The 18,373-nt window shown below is 43.1% G+C and carries 16 protein-coding genes; 8 read left to right on the forward strand and 8 right to left on the reverse strand.

The features are described from left to right. Positions 1-202 precede the first annotated feature (202 nt). Positions 203-1,273 carry a M23 family metallopeptidase gene (locus tag EL84_RS08220; RefSeq protein ID WP_047841315.1) on the forward strand — a complete coding sequence of 357 codons (1,071 nt, stop codon included), beginning with the start codon at positions 203-205 and terminating at the stop codon, positions 1,271-1,273. A gap of 86 nt (positions 1,274-1,359) precedes the next feature. Here the strand turns inward: EL84_RS08220 and yunB are convergent, their stop codons facing one another. From yunB to zwf, 4 genes are all read right to left on the reverse strand, one after another. Next, the gene (yunB, locus tag EL84_RS08225; protein WP_051446910.1) at positions 1,360-2,241 is read right to left on the reverse strand and encodes a sporulation protein YunB; all 882 of its coding nucleotides are present in this window, start codon (positions 2,239-2,241) and stop codon (positions 1,360-1,362) included. Positions 2,242-2,504: 263 nt separating this feature from the next. Continuing rightward, complete coding sequence (gene fsa, locus EL84_RS08230) at positions 2,505-3,149, reverse strand: fructose-6-phosphate aldolase (protein WP_036605718.1); 645 nt, start codon at positions 3,147-3,149, stop codon at positions 2,505-2,507. 86 nt (positions 3,150-3,235) lie between these two features. Further along, positions 3,236-4,129, reverse strand: coding sequence for a phosphogluconate dehydrogenase (NAD(+)-dependent, decarboxylating) (gene gnd, locus EL84_RS08235; RefSeq protein ID WP_017692367.1), 894 nt, complete (start codon positions 4,127-4,129; stop codon positions 3,236-3,238). A 534-nt stretch (positions 4,130-4,663) separates the two neighbouring features. Continuing rightward, complete coding sequence (gene zwf, locus EL84_RS08240; protein WP_047841316.1) at positions 4,664-6,118, reverse strand: glucose-6-phosphate dehydrogenase; 1,455 nt, start codon at positions 6,116-6,118, stop codon at positions 4,664-4,666. 415 nt (positions 6,119-6,533) lie between these two features. Between zwf and EL84_RS08245 the strand changes: the two genes are divergently transcribed. Continuing rightward, a complete protein-coding gene (locus tag EL84_RS08245) occupies positions 6,534-6,854 on the forward strand; it encodes a winged helix-turn-helix transcriptional regulator (protein ID WP_036605715.1) in 321 nt (106 codons plus the stop codon). A gap of 822 nt (positions 6,855-7,676) precedes the next feature. Here the strand turns inward: EL84_RS08245 and EL84_RS08250 are convergent. After that, positions 7,677-8,834: a Gfo/Idh/MocA family protein gene (locus tag EL84_RS08250; RefSeq protein ID WP_047841317.1), complete on the reverse strand. Its 1,158-nt coding sequence runs from the start codon at positions 8,832-8,834 to the stop codon at positions 7,677-7,679. Between the two features lie 108 nt (positions 8,835-8,942). On the opposite strand from EL84_RS08250, the gene EL84_RS08255 reads away from it, so the two are divergent. Continuing rightward, complete coding sequence (locus EL84_RS08255; protein ID WP_047841318.1) at positions 8,943-9,818, forward strand: AraC family transcriptional regulator; 876 nt, start codon at positions 8,943-8,945, stop codon at positions 9,816-9,818. Positions 9,819-9,868: 50 nt separating this feature from the next. Here the strand turns inward: EL84_RS08255 and EL84_RS30760 are convergent, their stop codons facing one another. The 3 genes from EL84_RS30760 to EL84_RS08270 all read right to left on the reverse strand — a co-directional run bounded on the left by EL84_RS30760 (position 9,869) and on the right by EL84_RS08270 (position 13,930). Beyond that, entirely contained in the window at positions 9,869-12,337 is a 2,469-nt protein-coding gene (locus EL84_RS30760) for an S-layer homology domain-containing protein (RefSeq protein ID WP_152682981.1), read from the reverse strand. A 269-nt stretch (positions 12,338-12,606) separates the two neighbouring features. Then, positions 12,607-13,356: a DUF3600 domain-containing protein gene (locus tag EL84_RS08265; protein WP_047841319.1), complete on the reverse strand. Its 750-nt coding sequence runs from the start codon at positions 13,354-13,356 to the stop codon at positions 12,607-12,609. Further along, positions 13,343-13,930, reverse strand: coding sequence for a sigma-70 family RNA polymerase sigma factor (locus tag EL84_RS08270; protein WP_047841320.1), 588 nt, complete (start codon positions 13,928-13,930; stop codon positions 13,343-13,345). Before EL84_RS08270 ends, EL84_RS08265 begins: the two co-directional genes overlap by 14 nt. Before the next feature lie 862 nt (positions 13,931-14,792). On the opposite strand from EL84_RS08270, the gene EL84_RS08275 reads away from it, so the two are divergent. The 5 genes from EL84_RS08275 to EL84_RS08295 are packed head-to-tail and all read left to right on the forward strand — an operon-like array spanning position 14,793 to position 18,371. Further along, on the forward strand, positions 14,793-15,299 hold the full coding sequence (locus EL84_RS08275) for a DedA family protein (RefSeq protein ID WP_053061424.1): 507 nt from the start codon (positions 14,793-14,795) through the stop codon (positions 15,297-15,299). Between the two features lie 40 nt (positions 15,300-15,339). After that, on the forward strand, positions 15,340-15,906 hold the full coding sequence (locus EL84_RS08280) for a class I SAM-dependent methyltransferase (RefSeq protein ID WP_047841321.1): 567 nt from the start codon (positions 15,340-15,342) through the stop codon (positions 15,904-15,906). Between the two features lie 58 nt (positions 15,907-15,964). After that, positions 15,965-16,645 carry a response regulator transcription factor gene (locus EL84_RS08285; protein WP_047841322.1) on the forward strand — a complete coding sequence of 227 codons (681 nt, stop codon included), beginning with the start codon at positions 15,965-15,967 and terminating at the stop codon, positions 16,643-16,645. Between the two features lie 49 nt (positions 16,646-16,694). Then, a complete protein-coding gene (locus EL84_RS08290; RefSeq protein WP_082218916.1) occupies positions 16,695-17,738 on the forward strand; it encodes a sensor histidine kinase in 1,044 nt (347 codons plus the stop codon). A gap of 33 nt (positions 17,739-17,771) precedes the next feature. Next, positions 17,772-18,371, forward strand: a complete 600-nt coding sequence (locus EL84_RS08295) for a class I SAM-dependent methyltransferase (protein WP_047841324.1) — start codon at positions 17,772-17,774, stop codon at positions 18,369-18,371. Positions 18,372-18,373 lie beyond the last annotated feature (2 nt).

Genomic DNA, 18,373 nt, shown 5'->3' on the forward strand with positions numbered 1-18,373 from the left:
CGGAACATATTATACCATGAAAGCGCTGGAAAAACCCCCATTTGTCACATCTTGTGCATTCATGCCCGATATGGACAATTTGTATAATTGGATCCCCCCCAAGAGCTTACATGGATAAAATGAGAACTTTTGAAGAACGCTAATCTTTAGCTTGGTTCATCGGGTACCTTGTATCATTCTAATGGAAAGGGGCTGCATCCCAGTGCAACAACGCTTGACCTTCAGGCACACGTACCGCTTTTGGATCAAAACATTACTTGCAGGTACTCTGCTTCTCCCATTCTTGCCTGTTGAAGTTTACGGTGAACCCGCCCAGGCCGCTCCCAAACCACAGGCTGCCGAGTTAAAACCCGCAGAAATTTTCGCTGCACGTCGCCATTTATATGAAACCATTGGTCAGATGACCCAGATTCCCTGGTATAGGCTGGCCGCCATTGATCAGTATGAACGTACGATTACTCGCGCACATCCAAAGGATCGCAAGCATCCGGAGCGGCTTACGGGTATCTTCGTGACCCCTCCGGCCTGGAGAGGATGGCTAAATCCCGATGAGACGGATCAACATCCGGAATCCATTCTTTTTTTCAAAGGATATGGACGTGATGGTTCAGGAGACGGTATAGCGGATGCCAACAATGATCAGGATGTGCTGTACAGCATGGCTTCTGTTATTCAAGGTTACGGGAACAAACAAGAGGACTTCAACATTGCCTTGTGGGAATATTATCACAACTCCCGTGCTGTGCAACGGATACAGCAATTCGCGAAGTTATATGAGCATTTTGACAATCTGGATCTATTCGGACATGCCTTTCCGGTCCCGCTCGGAACCAACTACTCCTATCGCAGTACCTGGGGGACAAAAAGAAGCTGGGGCGGTTATCGCATTCATGAGGGAACAGATATTTTCGCTCCGCATGGCCTGCCTGTACGCAGTACCTGTTACGGTGTCGTGGAGATCAAAGGCTGGAACCCGTTTGGCGGCTGGCGCATCGGAATTCGGGATTTGAACAACCATTATCACTATTACGCCCATCTTTCGGGTTTTGACAAAAGTGCACGCATCGGTGAAGTTGTGATCCCCGGTCAGGTTGTAGGTTGGGTTGGCAGTTCGGGTTACGGGAAACCTGGAACACAGGGCAAATTTCCTCCGCATCTGCACTATGGTATCTACCGGGACAGCGGACTGCACGAATGGTCGTTCGACCCTTATCCACAACTGAAACATTGGGAACAGGATGAACGCAAACAAAAGAACAAGAAAAGTAATTGAGACGAGGATATGCACGATAAGTATTCGAAAAAGGGACCTCTTTAATAGAGGCCCCTTTCTTTGCTTACAATTCAAATTTGTGTGTATCATGGGTGCGCGTCCTTATTGAGCTGTAATCCCCCATTCACATCAGGCAGATCATCCGGTTCAATTTCTTCAAGTTCATTCCCTTGCAAATGGTCTGACGGCGTCTGTTGCTGATTCTGGCTAGGGGGATTCGTAGTTACTCCATTACCGCTTGATACACCCGTATGACCTGATGGCAGCGCAATAGCTGGGGCATTACTACCGTTACTGCCCACTGGCTTGCCCTGATTATCGTAATAATACATTGGCACATCCCCGACAACCAAAAGGTAGGAAATCGGGATTTCCGTATCAACCGTTTCGGGCTCCATGTCGAAGGGCACCACGACCGCGACCTCAGCAATGATGTGAATGTACACTTCCACCAAAATCATGTTAATACCCGCATTCTGTTGACGGGTGTTCAGATCCACTTTGACAGCGCCTTGGGGCTCAATACGAACCGGTATACTCGGGCCAAATGAAGCCAACACCGGACTGCCCAGCGCCTGCCCCAGCGGGATTTTTTCTTTTAACATGTGTACATTCTGCAGCGTCGATTGCACAATATTCATCGTACTTGCGGTGATTCGCATATGCTCATTGTAGTTCAGCATGAAACCGGACACTTTCCCGGCGGTATCCGTCTTCCAGTCAATCAGTCCTTCGTTGGTTTTGCCATCTGCAACCTGTGCTGTAATCGCCTTGTTGATCGCTTCAGTCGCAATCTGTTTCACTCTGATCTTGGCCAAGTGCATGATGGGGGGCTTCATCTTTTTATCCACATAAGCAAAGCCCTGCATCAAACAAAACGCGGTGACCAATAAAATGATCAACCACATTTTGCGTTTGCCGCTTGGCGGCTTACGGCGTCTCCGGCTTCGCCATTTTCTTCTCATCATCGAAGTGTCCCTCCCCTACGGGATGAGCTATAGGCTATATGTTAACCTTATGCACCGTTGTCCCGAAAAAGAAGGACAGTACGTGGACACTGGACAGAAAGTAACAATAACATGAAAGGGACAAGTACTCCTCATTGGTTAAACTAACCTCGAATCGGAAACTACATAAACAGAGATAAAAAAACCTTTCGCCCGCAAATTACTTTGCAAGGCGAAAGGTTTTATGTTCAGACCACCCAAAGATTCAGGCCAGGTCTATCCTTTTATTTCGGAACAGATTCCCAGTCTTTCAGGAAACGTTCAATCCCGCTGTCTGTCAGTGGGTGTTTCCAAAGTGTCGGCAGAAGCGAACCCGGAATGGTGGCAATATGCGCACCGGAAAGGGCTGCATCCTCTACATGTTTGATATTGCGAATGCTTGCTGCGATAATCTCGGAAGGCAGATCATACATGTCCAGAATAAGACGCAGATCACGAATCAATTTCATACCATCCACCGCAATATCATCCAAGCGACCAACGAATGGACTGATGTAGGTTGCACCGGCTTTCGCCGCCATCAGGCCCTGTGCTGCGGAGAAAATCAGCGTTACATTGGTTTTGATCCCTTTTTGCGTCAACTCATGACAAGCGTACAGCCCATCTTCGGTCATCGGCAATTTAATGACTACATTCGGTGCCCATTCTGCAATTTCATAAGCTTCCTTCAACATATCCTCGGCTTTGAGACCGATGACTTCAGCACTGACCGGGCCTTTAACAACGCCACAGATCTCCTGAATGACTTCTTTAAATACGCGACCTTCTTTGGCAATCAAAGACGGGTTAGTCGTGACTCCATCCACCAGACCCAGACGTTCGATCCGTTTGATTTCTTCCACATTCCCTGTATCCAAGAAAAATTTCATGATATGTTACCTCCACTTGATGAATTCGTAAACACGATATAAGTCATTACCCGATTCTCATCATATGTTAACAGTTATATATAAAATTAATTTTTCTCTACAGCGTGACCGCCAAATTCGTTACGCAATGCTGCTACCACTTTACCTGTGAATGTGTCTGTTTCAAGGGAACGATAACGCATCAGCAAGGACAAAGCGATAACCGGTGTTGCGGTTTGAAGGTCAAATGCCGTTTCTACCGTCCAACGTCCTTCACCGGAAGAGTGCATTACGCCTTTAATCTCATCGAGGTTTGCATCTTTGGAGAAAGCACGTTCTGTCAGCTCCATCAACCAAGAGCGGATAACGGAACCGTTGTTCCATACGCGAGCCACTTGTTCGAAGTCGAAGTCAAATCCACTTTTCTCCAATACGTCAAAACCTTCACCGATGGATGCCATCATACCGTACTCGATACCATTGTGAACCATTTTGAGGAAGTGACCGCTGCCCGCTTTACCAGCATACAGGTAGCCATTCTCCACGGAAGTATCTTTGAATGCCGGTTCAACAATTGCCCAAGCTTCCGGGTCTCCACCGATCATATAACATGCTCCATTACGTGCGCCTTCCATACCGCCAGATGTACCTGCATCCATGTAGTGAATGCCTTTAGGTTTCATCTCTTCGTAGCGACGGATGGATTCTTTGTAGTGGGAGTTACCCGCTTCAATAATGATGTCGCCTTTGGACAACAATGGGCTAACTTCAGCCAATACTGCGTCTACCACGTTGTGGGGAACCATGATCCACAATACACGTGGGGATTCGAGTGAAGCCACCATCTCTGCGTAAGAAGATACGCCTTCAGCGCCATATTCTTTCATTTCATTTACTGCTTCAGCGTTCAGGTCAAAGGCAACCACTTCGTGTTTGTGATCAATCAGGTTTCTACCCAGGTTCAATCCCATTTTTCCTAATCCGACAAGTCCAAGTTTCATTTCAAAATCCTCCTGTTATGAACAATGTTTAAATTTCATTTTGTTGCAGAGCGCCAGACTACATTGCCGTTTCGCAGCAACCGTTCCGGTTACGGCTCGTTCTTTCAATCGCTGTTGTATCCAAATTTCTTTTCATCAACCTTTAAATTGATGAAATTTGGATACAAAGGCGAACGCTTTGCTTCTACAGAATCGATTCCGTACCCTACACTACATCGCTACTTAGGCAAAAAATTCAGTGCGTCCGCTAATCTATATTCAAAAATTTTCACGGCCTTCCGGCAATCATAACCGGAAGGGCTTATGCAAAATTGGAACGGTATGATTCGTAATAGTTACTTTGTTATATCAGCAATTTGCTTCCATCCAACTCGCTTCTGAGTACAAGCTCTAGGGGAATAAAACATTTCGTTCTATATCCTGTTAACTTGGAAAGGTTTGTTTGGATTTGTGCAAATGATTATTTGTGAGCAGAACGGATTGTAAAGTTGTTTTTACTATTTGTGTTCTCTTATGCTCACTATTTCGTTTCACTTACCACCAACGGAAGCCGTCTGCTGCTGTCAAACGATCTGCTGACTCTGGTCCATGCGAACCTGCACTGTACGTATCCAGTGGCACGCTGCCTGTTTCGAATGCTTCCTGAATCGGTTGCACCCATTGCCAAGCCAGCTCCACTTCATTCCAGTGTGCAAAGAAGGTGGAATCTCCACGCATCGCATCATAGATCAGATTCTCGTAAGCTTCAGGGATGTTACGTTTACCTGAGTTGAAGGTCATATGCATTGGTTCCACTTCACCATGGTTCAATGGATTCTTCGCATTTAATTGAAGCGAGATGCTTTCTCCCGGACCAATTTCAATCGTCAGCAGGTTAGGTTCCGTTGTATTTTCGGATTCATGACCGGTCTTCAGTGGTGCCTTGAACTCAACAACGATTCGGGTGGATTTCTCAGCCAGGCGTTTACCTGTACGGATATAAAATGGAACCTCGCTCCAGAACGGATCATCGATCCAAAGTCTTGCAGCAACATAGGTCTCGTTCTGAGATCCGGCTGGAATGCCAGGCTCGTCCAAATATCCAACAACCGAGGAACCTTGCAACTCACCTGCTGCATATTGCGCACGAACAACTTCAGAAGCGATATTTTCTTTTGTCAATGGACGAAGTGCTTCAGCAATTTTTTGCTTTTTGAATTGAATTTCTTCCGGTGTGCAACGTTTTGGCAAATGCAAACCAATCATCATCAGCAACTGAAGCATATGGTTCTGGAACATGTCACGAAGGGCACCGCTTTGGTCGTAATACGCGGCACGTTCTTCAACACCCACCGTCTCACTTGCCGTAATCTGTACATTGGCAATATAACGGTTAGACCACAACGCCTGAATCACCGGATTTGCATAGGTGAGCGTCTCAATATTTTGAACCATCGGTTTACCGAGGAAATGGTCAATGCGATAGATTTCTTCTTCCGCAAAGGTATTGCTCAGTTTTTCGTTCAGATCACGAGCCGATTGCAGATCGTGTCCGAATGGTTTTTCGATAATCAGTTTCTTCCAGCCTTTGGTGTTACCCAGGCCACTTTCTTGAATGTTCAATGCGATTGGCTCAAAGAATTCCGGTGCCACCGACATGTAGAACATGCGGTTTTCGGGAATGTTAAGCTCTTGTTCACGCTGTTGAACCAGTTCCAACAGTTTGGTGTAATCTTCAAGCTTCGTATTATTTAAAGAACAATAACGGAAAGCTCCAATGAAATCACGAACCTGAGATGCTTCTTCCGGAGTCTGACGTGAGAATTCATGCAGTGACTTTTCAACATTCGCCTGGAAGTCCGTATCCGACAATTCACGTCGTCCCAATCCGATAACGGAGAAGGATTTCGGCATTTTCTGATCCATGTACAAGTTATATAATGCAGGGTAAATCTTGCGTTTGGCTAAATCGCCTGTTGCCCCGAACAGGACAAATGTCATTGCATCCATTGGAGTGCCTCCTGTGATCTGTGCAGTATAGTATATGATGTTGCAAAATGTTCAAATCCAAGCATGACAAAAGACGGAATAAGTGGGTGTGTTCCCCGCCTTGCCTCCGTTTATATAACGCACCTGAATTCAACCATGGAACATTCCTTCTCTCCACAACCTGTGTTTAGGTTATAAATTGTAACCATTTGAATTAACGTTACCCATATTACACCTGTCGTCACAATTCGTCAATAATCGTGTCGAACCTGTGAACTCCAGTGTTTATAGGGTTTTTATTTGATGATAACGCTTTATGTGGTAACATTAAGAACAATTGGTATGTGACATTTTACACATATGGCCTGTGGACAAGTAGGTTACAATAAGTATACTAATGATATTACAAGCAATACTAAACCAAAGGAGTACAATCATGAGCGATGATGAGAATGCCAAGCAAATATGTACAAAAGTGGAACAATCTTATCAGATCATTGGCCGAAAATGGGTAGCCCTCATTATCCATGCGTTGATGGAGGAACCCAAACGCTTCAGTGAGATTCACGCTTATATCCCTGACTTGAGCAAACGTGTGTTAAATGAGCGAATGAAGGAATTGGAGGAAGAAGGACTTGTGGTTCGCCATGTGGTCACGGAACGTCCAGTTCGGACTGAATATATGTTGTCACGAAAAGGAACGGAACTTGGGAGAGCGCTAAGCGCCGTGGAACGTTGGGCTGATAAGTGGCTGTAACAGCTTGAGGAAAACCTTAATGTTTATTTAGCTTGAAGGTTACCGATGTGTAATCCCGGAGGTGAGTATCGCATTTAGCAACTGGCTAGTGCAATCCACAGCCGGGATTTATTTACTTCAAACGGTAAATACTAATTGTATATATAGAGACGTAATAACGCTATTATTTTGCAAACCAAATTAATGCCTACTGTTCCGTTCAAATTGTTGCCGATACTGAATTGGGATCGTCCCAGCAGTTTTGCGAAATAACTGGATGAAATACGGTCCATTTGGAAACCGGCGCGTCTGCCCCTCCTCTTCCACCCAAAGTGATGTTGTCTCAAGTAGTACTTAGTCCTGCTTCAACCTCTGGACTGTGATGTAGTTCGTAATGTTGCTATCTATCTCTTGATGAAAAATGCGGGAAGCATACGATTTGGACAGGTGAACATCTGCCGCCATCTTGCCCAATCTGATCTCATAATCCAAATGCTTTTCAATCCACCACATCATCTTCTACAAGTGTCTAAAATGACGTGAATCCGCTAACTGTGAAGGCGTTACATTTGCACCCTCTTTCTGTTGAACCAACACGCTCAAAAGCTGAAGCTAAACAGCACTGATTCTTCCTATTCTCCCTCACACGACTACGAGACTGATTGTAGCTCTCATCGATCCAATCCCTGACTATGGAGATTATGATCTTGAAGTGAATACGAGTTACATGGATGGAAAAACCAAGTGTATTGATTTTTTATGGTGATGTAGGTGTAATCGACCTAGTACAAAAAAAGATGCCCATTCTCACTTATGTGAGGGGCATCTTTTTCACGTAAAACACTACGAATCCAACTTCCGCCCGAGTGTAATACTCGAATCCTCGAAGTTGTCCACCGTCGTCTTTTTTTCATAAAAGTGTACGGCATGTTGCATAATTCCTTCTCTTGTGTAAAACGCGTCTTCCGCTCCTAGTGGAAAAACAACCTTTTCTCCCGTACTTGCCGACTTATAGATACCCACAATCAGTTCAAGCGTATTCCGACCACTTTGGCCATCCACCAGAAGGGGAGATCCTGTCTCAATAGCATTTAACACATTCTCAACTTGCCCAGCGTGACCGACATGAGTAACATCCGGTAATTCGTCAGCGAGCTTCTGAATCTGGTGTTCCAACTCTCGATTCGGTTCCGGAAATCCGTTATTCCGCGCGGTAGAAGCAACCACTTTCCAAGGTGCAGATACCCGGGCTTCTTTGCCCTGAAAAATTAACTGTTGCTCCTCTCCGTGATGTACGACGGAACTGGTAATCATGCCAAGCGCCCCTTCCTGGAAGCGAAGCATCGACATGGATATATCCTCAACTTCGGCATTATCATGTGCCGTATTTGCCATCATGGCCTGTAATTCCACTGGAGGTCCCATCATCCAAAGCATGGCATCAATATGATGCACCGCATGATTAAGGGTACAGCCTCCGCCTTCTTTTTCCCATGTCCCGCGCCACCACAGATCATAATAATTGTGGCCCCGCCACCAGAACGAATCAACCTGCACATGTACAATCGGTCCCATCCGTTTACTGTCCAGCACACCTTTTAGCTTCATCATTGGTGTCGTAAAACGATTCTGTGCTACTACGGATAACAACTTGCCACTTGCTTGCGCTGCTCTCACCATCAGATCCGCTTCCTCCAGGGAAGATGCCATCGGTTTTTCAACCAACACATGCGCACCTGCTTGCATGAAATCACAAGCAATGGGAGCATGCGTATATGGCGGCGTACAAACTGATACCAGATCAATGTTTTGGGCAAATAACTCTGTGTAATCCGTGACAGCTTGTGCACCTTTCAGACCATATTCATTAATTCGCTTCTGTGCTTTTTCCACGTAAATATCGACCACAGCAACAATCTGACATCGCTCAGGGAATGCCAAATATGCTGAGATATGTGCTCCACTAATAGCACCTGCTCCGATAATCGCCACTTTTAACATCGTTGCATACCTCCCTTATTCCCTTCACAATACACAATAATAAAGCGCTTTTATGCGTTCATCTTGTGCTAAAATAAAACTATCTTGCGCATGATAAGGGAGGCATTCATGAAGTCCATCTTTCTGGGAGAACAATTTAATCTGGTCTGTCGTCGTACATCCAACACTACGTCTCGCGAAGTGTTCCATGCTCATTCGCAGCTGGAGATAACCTATATTCACGAAGGATATGGGCAGTTGATAACCGAAGGTCAGGTTTTCTCCCTTGAACCCGGTATGCTCATGATTTTTCGACCTTTTCAATTGCACCACATCCAGATTCAAGTATCCAGACAGCAGCCTTTCATTCGAAATGTACTCATGGTTGAACTTGATCTACTGAAGGCACATTGGCCCCAATTTATCGTTACTTACGACTTCATACAGGATCTGCTGGAAGAGCAATCCCCCATTCAGCCCATCCGACTTGCTGCCACATCTCCACTCGTTCAACGAATGGAACAATATGCAGATACGTATCCAGATCTGCTTCCTCACGAAGTAGAGGAGGATACACGCCTCTTTTTATTGGATCTGCTCGCACAACTTCGCTACCTGTGGCAAGACGGGCAGCAACGCCGCTCCGAAGATGTACTCTCGTCCAGTGCAAACGTTCTTCACCCTCATGCCGAAGCCATCATGCAATGGATTGAGCAGCATTACCAGGAGCCTTTTCGTTTGGAGCATATCGCAGATACTCTTCATCTATCCCCCTATCATCTATCTCATGTATTTAAAAAAGCGACTGGCACCACGATTGTTGCTTATGCTCAAGCCACCCGCATTCGTCATGCCTGTGTGTTGCTTACCCGTTCCTCGCTAACCGTTCCCGAAATCGGTCACCGTGTCGGTATGACCAGCCCCTCCTACTTTTGCAAAGTATTCCGTACTACCACAGGCTCAACACCACATCAATATCGGCTGAAGGTGCAGGGGAGGAAGTAACAAAAGAGCGAGAGGAATTGGAGCTCCTCTCGCTGCTATAAACAAAAATACTATTTTAAATCTACATATATTGTATATCCACTTGTAAGGCTTAATTTAAATTGTCCAGGTTGTAAATCACTGGTATCGAATTCGAAAATTTCTCCTTCAAAACGTTGTGGAATAACTAATTTCATACCATGGCCATCAGTGACTTCCTTATCAAAATTTGCATATGAACCATAAGTATCCCTATAAACTAAATATGCTGTATCCCCACCATAATTAACTGTGAATTTAATTACAGTTCCTACTGGGACTTGAATAGTTGATTTAGTCGGATAATCTACAAAAACTGGACGAGTGAATGAAACAAATTTAGATGACGTGAATACTTCGTTTCTGTACACGCTGTCTGTTGTTGAAACTGCACCTTCTAATATTCTAAAATAAGTACTTTTCCCTAAGTTCATCTGTTTAGGGTGTATTTTGATTTCATTGTATCTTATTGAAACCACATCTTCTGGATCCAGAGAAACGAATACAGGTGTTTGAGAGTTTGTAGATACCTGAATATGATCTCTTAGACTGCCAAGTTCGGATTCCATAATCATACGATTAAAAAAAATTGAGTACGTTTCTATGCTATCACTCCAGCTTCCCCTCATACTTGATCCGTTTTGAACTAAACGTTGATTTGGGCCATCCAATACTGTCACATATTGAGTTTGAGAACTCTTATCTTGTGAATCAAGAACGAAAATTCTAAGTTGTCCATATTTTGTGATTAGCGTTTCGGTTTGGATTTCAGTTCTCTCGTTTGCAACAATAGGAAGCTTCATAGCTGCGCCAGCATTAACTGCTTCTTCAAGGAGGATAAGATTACTTCCATCAATATTTTGAGTAGTCACATATGCATAACCACTTCGAGGACTGTATAAATATACTGATTCCGTTACTGTTATTGTGTTTGACTCTACACCGAGCAAGAAGAATGAACCACCCTCATAACTACCATATTCATTTCCCGGTAAAGGAGTAGTTGGTGTAGTTCCTCCGCCATTGCCCGTACCCGGATTTACAGGAGTTGCACTACCACCACTTCCTTCTGATGAACCTGAGGATGATCCTCCACTAGCTGATGGAGCAGGCGTAACTGGAGGTGTAACTGAAGTCACGGGTTTACTTGTCCCACCAATTTGTACTGTTGTATCGGCAGGTACACTCTCTCCCAAGTTAACCTTATTTGGTGCTGTCTCCATGGTCACGCCTACAGCGTTAACTGTAGCCTGCTCAATGGTTCCTGTCCCTAACATTCTTACAGCTGCATTAAGAATAGCTGATATAATTTTGGCTTCCTGATTAGTCTGAACCGTAGTTCCTGACGCAGAATCGTCAACGTTCAGTTGATTAATCGTACCCGATGGAATTTGAATGTTAATGCTTTTGGCAACCACATTAACCGTTTCAAAATTACCTTTAAGGTATACTCTTGATTTTTCCGGCAGTGCCTCGGACAATGTCAGTTTGTCGATCTTTGCCCCCATGTCAGACTCGATGTTGGCCGCCGTTTGAACAGTGATTTCCTGAACCTTTGTTTTTCCTGTTGCAACCAAACGCACAGTACCATCCTGTTTATTCACAATAACCGTCAACAGGACCGAATCTTCCAGATGTACGCTATTTTCACCGCCACCATATACATATGTTTTCCCCTGCACAGTTACGTTTTTGAGGAACACATCGCCATCACCGACCGCTTTACTAATGATCAAATCACCTGTAATATTCATATTCTGAAGTGTAACGCCTGATGTACCGATCACTACACTGCCAGATATCTCTTCCCTTTTTTCTGTAGATCCATAGGTTCCTTCTTGCCCATACCAACTGCCATATGTACTAAAAGCTCGATCCAAAATCTGTACTGCTTCAGCTCTAGTAATTGCCTTGTTCGGCATAAAATTGCCGTTACTGTAACCAACGATAATCTTTTTGTCAGCTGCTCCACTTACTGCTTCTTTACTCCAACTTTGGATATCCTTATCATCGGCAAAATTAGACTCCCCACTTCCCTGCAATTGCAGTATCCGTGAGATCGTAGCTGCTGCTTCTTGCCTTGTCACTGAACCAGTCGGCCGAAATGAGTGATCTGCATATCCTCGGATATATCCGGCTTGTACTCCTTTAGCAATATCTTGAGCATACCAACCCGATGATGTTACATCTGAAAAAGTAGTATTGCTTACCTCTTCATACTGGAAAATTCGGTTAATCATCGCGACCCACTCAGCACGCGTAACTTCTCCTTTGGGCAAAAACGTATTTCGTTCATTTCCTTGGACGATTCCACGGTCAGCCCACTTTTCAATTACTTCCTGAGCCCAGTTGCCCTCCACATCTTTGAAAGATTGTTGAGCTGTTTTTAAGGATGATTCATTCCCAATCCATCCGTCTTTGGTTACTTCAGCCTGTACTGATGTAGCCATACCACTAAATAACAATACTCCTGATAAAAATAGACTTCCCCACTTTTTCACGTTTCAATTTCGCCTCCATTGGTTTTAATTCTATAGACCTACTACTTTAGTATCATAAGCCTCTTAAAAAGGTATCACAGAAATTTAAAACTAACAATATTTTCATTCATTTGTATACTTTATTTTTAATCAAAAAAAAAAGATCTTCACTTAACTAAAAACATTTAAAGTACTTATTGTGTCTTTGTCATCAACCTCCTTTTTTTTTCATTTCTGCACATCGCAATAAAGAATAATCATAAACTCATGATTATCCTTTATTGCCTAACTCAACGCACATTGAGCTCCAACCGTTTCAAGTAGGGAATTAGGAGTCTCTCTAGATACCTTAAATCATCCTTCTGCTCCGCTGACAAGCGTTCCTCATGGATACTTCCATCCTTGTCCATCACCATAACTTTGTATTTTTTCATTTGTTCATAGACAGACTTGAACTCCCGATATTGTTCCTTGGTAAATGTCTTTTCTGCCTGTTCCAACTGTTCCGTCCAAAATTGCTGCTCGTCCATCAGTTTTTTGGAGGACCCTACACTCACAGCTTCCAGCTTCTCAAAAAACGGTTCCAACTCAGCTACAAGAATGTTATATCGTTCCTGCTCCACTGTACTCCACTGCTCTGGATGCATATTGCCCCGAGAATCGGCAAACTTCACGGCCATTTGCCCTAATTGCTTCAGCAAGTCCATATATTGAACAAATTCTTCTTCGCTGAAATGGGCCTTGGCCGTCTGCAGCTTTGCTTCCAACCTCATATAATCCTCAGCTGTTCCCCCCATAGCTTTGATATTCTCCTGCGAACCATATATTCCGTCTGCGAGATAGGTGTATCCTGCGTAGGCTCCGGTGGGAATAATGAGCACAACAGCTAATAGTCCAGTGATCAGCCATTTTTTTCGATTTCTTCTGATGTGTGAATCATTTCGAATACTATCCATCATTTTATGTTTAATTCTCGCAGGAACGGACCAATCATTGGTCTCTTCCTGGTAGGCTCTTCGCAACTGTTCATCGAGTTTCATGCAGATCCTCCACCTTTCCCCGCAATCTTGGATTCATCTTCTCTTTCTGTCTTAACTTCGCCAGCGCCGCATGTATGCGCGATTTTACGGTTCCAAGCGGAATCTCCAATATGCCAGCAATCTCCTCTTGCGTGTATTCATTCAAATAATGAAGTGTAACCACCTGCTGTAGCTTGTACGGCAAACGGTGCACCTCTTCCAGCAGAGGACGATTTGCCAGTTTGTTGACCAGATCAGTGGAAAAATCATATTCTAGTCCAACGTCAGATTTCTCGATCCGCTTACCAAACCGAAACTGCATCAATCTTTTGCGTCGATAACTCTGAACCTGTCGCATCGTCACCCCCATCAACCAGGGACGAAAAGCACGCTCCGCATCATATCGCGCCAATGATCGATACGCCTGAATGTAAATCTCCTGTACCACATCCTCCGCGTCAGACTTGTCCTTGATGAGAAATCGCACAGTTTGATATATCCTCGTCACTGTTTTCTCATATAATTCTCCATATGCTTCTTCATGCCCCGCCCGTATTAACGTTACAAGTTCTATGTACTTATCTTGTTCACTCATTATCCATTCCCCTCCTCCTTACACTATATATTGGCATGCCAGCATCATATCGTTCGATTTATTTATTGAATGAGTAGGTATGGCTGAATCTGATACAAAAAGGTCCTCTGGTGTTTATCATGATATAATATACCTGATTTTGATATAATTGGAGGTTCTGCATCTGAGTTATAAGATCCCCTTTGGTCTTTTGCTATTATCTTATTTCGATCATCGGATTGGTAATCGCCAGAAGCTACTTCGAGGCCTACGCCACGGTATACAGACTTATTGGGATATTGGTTATCTTATCGTCTCTTTTTCTTTCGATAGCGGAAATAAGGGAGCAACTTAGCAGGGGTGGTCACTACTGTAATGAAACTTTTCAGCAAATTGTACTCAGAATATCTCCTGATTCCACGACCTCTACGTTTGTTGTTTTTATGGGGATGGATTGTTTTGTTTATTGTTGCTGGTACCAAATTCAGATGGTTCTACTTCCTACAATAAGCTGATTCAAAGAAGTCTGATCCCCTGGGACATAAAAAAAGAGCTGAGTCGTCATTATGACGTCTCGGCTCTTCTTTGATGCTCATCCTCTTCCTTACAGATAAAGATATAGGTAATCAACTCGAGCTAGCTTATACGTTCCTTTTTAAGGCAAACTTTATTTGATATTCAGAAATTCATATCACTTGATCACCGCTTCTGAATAGTTCTACCTGTTCAAGTCTTGCCAGTACGTTGGCAAGGCTTTTTTCTCTTAAACATAAGTTGTTTGGCTTTGCTTATGTATTCTTTAGATTTTCTTCAGAAATATGCTCATTAATTCCTTAGTTTTTTTCATTATGATGTCAATATCAACAAGAGAGGAGGCAAAACAATGATCAGTAATACGATCTTAGAGCTACTTCATCAGTATGGTTATCTGATTTTTTATTTTGCCTTCTCATTAGGGCCTTTCGGTATTCCAATTCCAAATGAGATCACGATAATCAGCGGTGCCATTTTGAGTCACACAGGAGTTATCAATTCATGGATCACATACTTCTGTATTTTATCAGGACTATTAACAGCCATTACCTTTGCTTATTTTGCAGGGAAGTTATTTGGAACCAAGATAAAACACAGATTTCAACATCATAAACACTTCGTTAAGGCTGAACTGATTCTGAATAAAAAAAGTGGCAATTGGGCGATGTGCGTCGGTTTGTTCATTCCAATCGTGCGGTATGTTCTCCCTTTGGTGATGGGACTCAGTGGCGTGCAGTATAGAAAATTTGCTCTTATCTCCTATTCCAGTGCTTTGTTATGGACCATAACGTATTTTACAGCGGGAATTTACTTCGGTGGCCCCATTCTATCTACGCTTCATTTATTACATTTCTAACTGGTTTGGATAACATACCATCACATTATGGAGGAACCCTATGAATTCCAATGAACCTGTTTTATTTTTGAAAAGCTTTCTGCAAAGCCCTAAACATGTCGGCAGTATCATACCCAGTTCCCGGTTTCTCGCCAGCAAAATGGTGAAGCAAGCCTCTTGGCTAGAGGCAAAAGCTGTCGCCGAGCTTGGATCGGGTACAGGTCCTATCACTCGTTATATTCATCAACAAGTACACGATTCCACCAAAGTCCTATTGTTTGAGATGAACGAAAAGATGAGGAATACTCTTCAGACGGCATACCCGGAGTTCTCCTGTTATCCAGACGCTGCTCGATTGGTAGAATCCATGAATCAAGAGGGCGTTCAGCAACTGGATTACATTTTTAGCGGACTGCCCTTCTTCAACTTTGAGCCTGAATTAAGAAATACGTTGGTAGACCAGATCTATAAGGCACTCAAACCTGGAGGGTTATTCATCGCCTTTCAATATTCACTTCAAATGAAAAAAACATTATCCGAACACTTTATCATCGAAAAAATAGAATTCGTGCCTTTGAATATCCCACCTGCGTTCGTTTATGTCTGTCGCAAAAAGGAAACAATTTAAACATTCCGGACGATCGTTTACACTGATGTTATCCTAATTTTTAAAGGAGTGTTGAATTATGAATACCGTTCTCGTTGTTGATGATGAACCCGATATCCGGGATGTCATTCATGTCTATTTACGTAACGAAGGATATCATGTCATTGAAGCAGCCAATGGTGAGGAAGCGCTAAATATTATCAAAACAACATCGGTTCAACTCGTTATTCTGGATGTTATGATGCCCATTATGGATGGAATTAAAGCCTGCTTCAAAATAAGAGAAGTATCACCCACTCCCATTATTATGTTATCCGCCAAGGAAGAAGACATTGATAAAATCACGGGCCTGACTACCGGGGCTGATGATTATATGGTCAAACCGTTTAATCCATTAGAGTTACTGGCTCGCGTTAAAGCTCAGTTACGACGTCAAACCCTGATTGGCAAAGCCGAATTCAATTCACTTATCCTGATCAAGGACCTTGTCATTGATACAAGTAAACATTCTGTGAAGCTCAAAGATAATGACATTTCGCTTACACCACTGGAGTTCTCCATTCTGGTGTTGCTTACCAGCCATCCTGGACAAGTATTTAGCTCCGAGAAAATTTACGAAACCGTATGGAAAGAACCTTACGGGTATTCAGATAATACGGTGATGGTTCATATTCGTAACCTGCGAGAGAAATTGGAAGTAAATCCGCGGGAACCTCATTACATTAAAACGGTATGGGGAGTGGGATATAAAATTGATTAAACGATTACCACATTTTAAAAAAAAGATACAGATTAACATCCTATATCAAATGTTGATCAGTTTATTGATTTCGTTTGTTGGCTCTGTGGGTGTCAATAATATGTTAATCATAGGTGCTGCAAAAATTAGTGAAAGATTTAATTGGCCTTCGCTTCTCTACATCTTTCCTTATGTTCTAACACCAATCTTCATCGGAATTTTCACGTTGATTTTTTTGTTTTCCACACGAAAAATTGTGAGAGATCTCATTACATTAGAGCAAGGGCTTCAAATCATATCTGAAGGAAATCTGAATTATAGGGTGCCCGTTAATCGACAAGATGAACTTGGACGCGTTGCTTCCAACATCAATCATATGACAGAACAGTTAAAGCAACAGATTGCTAAAGAACGTGAATTGGAGCAATCCAAGATGGACATGATCACTGGCATCTCACATGATCTGCGTACACCGCTTACCAGCATAATTGGCTATATTGAGCTTCTCAAATCAGAATCATTTCAAGACAAAGCAGAGTATGATCGTTTCATCCAAAATACCTATAACAAAGCAACGCATTTGAAGAAGTTACTTGATGATTTATTTGAATATACGCGTCTTAACGAAGTGAACACCCAATTGGATTTGAAAAATATTGACCTCTGTCAGCTATTGGACCAATTGTTGTTTGAATTCGAACCTTTAGCTCAGGAGCATGGGATTCGTATTGAAAAAACACTCGGTAATGCTCCAATCATGGTTTCCCTGGATAGTGATAAGATCGCTAGAGCCATCGACAATCTCCTCATGAATGCACTCAAGTATTCCTTTAAACCGGGCACGATTCATGTTCGAATGAGTGTGCAGCATAATCACGTTACCATTGAAGTAGAGAATAAAGGCATACCACTAACGATAGAACAAAAAAACAGACTGTTTGATCGCTTTTATAAGGTGGATTATTCGAGGAATAGCGAAGGTATTCAATCAGGATCTGGTCTAGGACTTTCTATTGCGAGAAATATTGCGGATTTACATCAGGGGACTTTAACACTAAAACATACGCGTAACGTATTTATATTCCAACTAAGCTTGCCTTCTAACATCCAGTGATACATCAATAGCTTGATAATGGAGGATACCGCGATGAAAACATTCGAACCACTTCTTTTTCTGCAAGGATTTCTGAGGAACCCCAAACGAGTAGGCAGTGTCCTCCCCAGCTCCAAATATTTGGCTAAGAAAATTGTCCAGTCTGTACGATGGGATGAGGTAAGAACCATTGCTGAGCTGGGGCCAGGAACAGGGGCCGTCACACATCTCATGAGAGCACATTTACCGAAATCTGCAACCGTGTTTTTATTTGAAAGAGACCCCAAAATGAGAAGTAATTTGAAGAAAACATATCCTGAATTCATGTTCCATTCCAATGCATCCTATCTATTAAAAAGGATCAATCAAGAACATGTGCATCAGTTGGATAGCATCGTTTGCGGACTGCCCTTTTTTAATTTTTCCAGAGAAATGAGACAAAACATCCTGTCACAGATCCATACAGCGCTCCGACCTGGAGGCACGTTAGTTTTATACCAGTACTCCCTTCATATGAGGAAACAATTAGCTGAGTTATTTGAGATGGAGAAAATTCAATTTGTGCCCTTCAGCTTCCCTCCTGTTTTTGTATATGTTTGTCGTAAAAGACAAGATGAAGGACAACGTGTAACGATCGACTTGAGGAAGACTTGATT

Source organism: Paenibacillus sp. VT-400 (genome assembly GCF_001029205.1).
In the GTDB taxonomy this organism is placed as follows: domain Bacteria; phylum Bacillota; class Bacilli; order Paenibacillales; family Paenibacillaceae; genus Paenibacillus; species Paenibacillus amylolyticus.

What these genes read in the sequence shown, in the direction of transcription:
- yunB (WP_051446910.1), bottom strand. Translation starts at nt 2,241, where the DNA reads ATGATGAGAAGAAAATGGCGAAGCCGGAGACGCCGTAAGCCGCCAAGC.
- fsa (WP_036605718.1), bottom strand. Translation starts at nt 3,149, where the DNA reads ATGAAATTTTTCTTGGATACAGGGAATGTGGAAGAAATCAAACGGATC.
- gnd (WP_017692367.1), bottom strand. Translation starts at nt 4,129, where the DNA reads ATGAAACTTGGACTTGTCGGATTAGGAAAAATGGGATTGAACCTGGGT.
- zwf (WP_047841316.1), bottom strand. Translation starts at nt 6,118, where the DNA reads ATGGATGCAATGACATTTGTCCTGTTCGGGGCAACAGGCGATTTAGCC.
- EL84_RS08245 (WP_036605715.1), top strand. Translation starts at nt 6,534, where the DNA reads ATGAGCGATGATGAGAATGCCAAGCAAATATGTACAAAAGTGGAACAA.
- EL84_RS08250 (WP_047841317.1), bottom strand. Translation starts at nt 8,834, where the DNA reads ATGTTAAAAGTGGCGATTATCGGAGCAGGTGCTATTAGTGGAGCACAT.
- EL84_RS08255 (WP_047841318.1), top strand. Translation starts at nt 8,943, where the DNA reads ATGAAGTCCATCTTTCTGGGAGAACAATTTAATCTGGTCTGTCGTCGT.
- EL84_RS08265 (WP_047841319.1), bottom strand. Translation starts at nt 13,356, where the DNA reads ATGAAACTCGATGAACAGTTGCGAAGAGCCTACCAGGAAGAGACCAAT.
- EL84_RS08270 (WP_047841320.1), bottom strand. Translation starts at nt 13,930, where the DNA reads ATGAGTGAACAAGATAAGTACATAGAACTTGTAACGTTAATACGGGCG.
- EL84_RS08275 (WP_053061424.1), top strand. Translation starts at nt 14,793, where the DNA reads ATGATCAGTAATACGATCTTAGAGCTACTTCATCAGTATGGTTATCTG.
- EL84_RS08280 (WP_047841321.1), top strand. Translation starts at nt 15,340, where the DNA reads ATGAATTCCAATGAACCTGTTTTATTTTTGAAAAGCTTTCTGCAAAGC.
- EL84_RS08285 (WP_047841322.1), top strand. Translation starts at nt 15,965, where the DNA reads ATGAATACCGTTCTCGTTGTTGATGATGAACCCGATATCCGGGATGTC.
- EL84_RS08290 (WP_082218916.1), top strand. Translation starts at nt 16,695, where the DNA reads ATGTTGATCAGTTTATTGATTTCGTTTGTTGGCTCTGTGGGTGTCAAT.
- EL84_RS08295 (WP_047841324.1), top strand. Translation starts at nt 17,772, where the DNA reads ATGAAAACATTCGAACCACTTCTTTTTCTGCAAGGATTTCTGAGGAAC.